The organism is Ketobacter sp. GenoA1 (genome assembly GCF_003671475.1).
GTDB lineage: Bacteria > Pseudomonadota > Gammaproteobacteria > Pseudomonadales > Ketobacteraceae > Ketobacter.
This window is the reverse complement of the sequence record NZ_RCHM01000036.1, coordinates 1-2,360: the sequence shown is the minus strand read 5'-3', so window position 1 is coordinate 2,360 and position 2,360 is coordinate 1. Positions and strand designations below refer to the sequence as shown.

Sequence of the window (2,360 nt, the reverse complement as noted above, 5' to 3'; positions counted from 1 at the left end):
GTAACCGTCCGGCAAACCCATCTGGATAAGCCTGCTTAGCTGCTTGACCATAGTGTCCACTAAAAAATAAGTGGACACTACTATGGATAATATAAGAGAGAGCTCACTCCCCGCACCCGCTAAGGGAAGTCGTCGATACCACCCAGCAGAATTCAAGCAGAAGATAGTGGATCTTGCCTCACAACCTGGTGTATCGGTAGCGTCATTAGCTCAGGAATACCAACTCAATGCCAACCTGATTCATAAGTGGCGAAGAGATCTACAAGGCAAAACGCCCTCCCGGGAATTCATTCCTCTCAGTTTACCGGAGCACGCCGCATCAGGCGAGACCGTCCGGATTGAGGCAGGATCAGTCACCGTTCATTGGCCATTGTCGCAGATACATCAGGCCATCCCGTGGCTCAGGGCGCTCCAGTCATGATCCGGATTGATCGTATCTGGCTGGCCACAGAGCCCATGGATATGCGGGCAGGTCCGGACACTTGCCTGGCCCGGGTCGTTAAGGTGTTCGGGGCTGCCGAGCCCCATCAGGCCTACGTGTTTCTCAACAAACGCGCCAACCGGATAAAGGTATTGGTGCACGATGGCTTTGGGTTATGGTTAGCTGCCCGGCGTCTGCACCAGGGGCGCTTCGTTCCCGCCAAATGCTGGCAGCGCGATCCGCTGGAGCTGGACCAGGAGCAACTGCAGGCACTGGTCGTAGGACTACCCTGGTACCAGGCAGGCCGGCAAAATGCGATATCGATCCTGTAAATTAACTCAGTTTGGTGGCATAGTTCGGTGCCATGAAAACGGCACCGAACCTCAACGAACTCTCATCAGACCAGCTCCGGGAACTGGCTTCTCAGTTGTTGCAAGAGGTTCAGGAAAAGGATCAGCTGATCACCCAGAAGACCCAGACCATCCAACACGTTGAGCTGGAAAACAGCAAGCTCAAGTACGAGATAGCGATTCTCAAGCGCCATAAATTTGCCCGCACCAGTGAAGCACTGAACCCTCACCAGCGCAGTCTGCTAGACGACTTAATCAATGAAGACATGGCTGGTATCGAAGAGCAACTGGCCCAGCATGATGTAGCACTTGGCAGCGACCCCAAACCCAAATCACAGCCTCGACGGGCACCGCTACCACCGGAACTGCCTCGCGCCATTATCCCGCATGATCCTGACAGCACACTCTGCGACTGCGGTTGTCAACTAAAGCGCATTGGTGAGGACGTCAGTGAAAAGCTGGATTACATTCCAGGCACCTTCACGGTAGAACGGCACGTGCGCAGCAAGTGGGCCTGCCCGGATTGCGAAGCGTTCGTTCAGGCCCCGGTACCACCGCAAGTCATTGATAAAGGAATTCCTGCCCCGGGCTTGCTGGCGCAGGTACTGGTGGCTAAATATGGCGATCACCTGCCGCTTTACCGACAGGAAAAGATCTTTGCTCGCGCCGGTGTTGAGATAGCGCGCTCCACGCTGGCAGATTGGGTTGGCCGCTGCGGCGTTGCCCTGCAACCGTTGGTGGATTCACTGCGGGCATTGCTGCACGAACAAGGCGTACTGCATGCGGATGAAACACCGGTGGCCATGCTCTCGCCCGGGAAAAAGAAAACTCATCGGGCCTATGTTTGGGCCTACACCAGTACGGAATTCTCCGGGCTGAACAGCGTGGTGTATGACTTCGCCCCCAGCCGCTCGGGCGAACATGTGCGACGCTTCCTGGAAGGTTGGCAGGGTCAGCTGGTGTGTGACGACTTCGCCGGCTACAAAGCCAGCTTCCAGAACGGCACCACGGAAATCGGGTGCATGGCCCATGCCCGGCGCAAGTTCTTTGACCTGCATGCGGCGAATCAGAGCACGCTGGCTCACGAAGCGCTCCAGCAGATTGGCCGACTATATGAGATAGAGCGTCAGGCAAAAGACCTGTCAGATGATGCCAGAACGGCTTATCGACAAGTTCATGCCAGACCCTTACTGGACACGTTCCACCAATGGCTGCTAACACAGCGCCAAAAAGTGCCGAATGGGTCGGCGACAGCCAAAGCCATTGATTACAGCTTGAAACGGTGGGCTGCGCTGATTCGCTACTGCGAAGATGGGGCTGTACCCATCGATAATAATCGGGTGGAAAACCAGATCCGGCCCTGGGCATTGGGCCGTAACAACTGGTTGTTCGCTGGCAGCTTACGCAGTGGCCAGAGAGCGGCAAACGTCATGAGCCTGATTCAGTCGGCGAAGATGAACGGGCATGATCCTTATGCGTATCTGAAGGATGTATTGACCCGGCTGCCGACTCAGCCAGCTAGCCGTATCGGCGAGCTGTTACCTCATGGATGGGGTGCGCCTACAAAAGGGTAATCGCCGGACGCTTAC

At 55.9% G+C, this 2,360-nt stretch carries 3 protein-coding genes; all 3 read left to right on the top strand.

The window, feature by feature from the left end; genetic code table 11:
• Nucleotides 1-82 precede the first annotated feature (82 nt).
• The 3 genes from D9N13_RS24340 to tnpC are packed head-to-tail and all read left to right on the top strand — an operon-like array spanning nucleotide 83 to nucleotide 2,345.
• The gene (locus D9N13_RS24340) at nucleotides 83-421 is read left to right on the top strand and encodes a transposase (protein ID WP_411268172.1); all 339 of its coding nucleotides are present in this window, start codon (nucleotides 83-85) and stop codon (nucleotides 419-421) included.
• Nucleotides 418-753, top strand: a complete 336-nt coding sequence (tnpB, locus tag D9N13_RS14060; RefSeq protein ID WP_290591387.1) for an IS66 family insertion sequence element accessory protein TnpB — start codon at nucleotides 418-420, stop codon at nucleotides 751-753. Before D9N13_RS24340 ends, tnpB begins: the two co-directional genes overlap by 4 nt.
• Nucleotides 754-785: 32 nt before the next feature.
• Entirely contained in the window at nucleotides 786-2,345 is a 1,560-nt protein-coding gene (tnpC, locus tag D9N13_RS14055) for an IS66 family transposase (RefSeq protein WP_290591384.1), read from the top strand.
• Nucleotides 2,346-2,360 lie beyond the last annotated feature (15 nt).

Excerpts from the sequence above, each read along its gene's own strand:
- D9N13_RS24340 (WP_411268172.1), top strand. The coding sequence starts at position 83 with ATGGATAATATAAGAGAGAGCTCACTCCCCGCACCCGCTAAGGGAAGT.
- tnpB (WP_290591387.1), top strand. The coding sequence starts at position 418 with ATGATCCGGATTGATCGTATCTGGCTGGCCACAGAGCCCATGGATATG.
- tnpC (WP_290591384.1), top strand. The coding sequence starts at position 786 with ATGAAAACGGCACCGAACCTCAACGAACTCTCATCAGACCAGCTCCGG.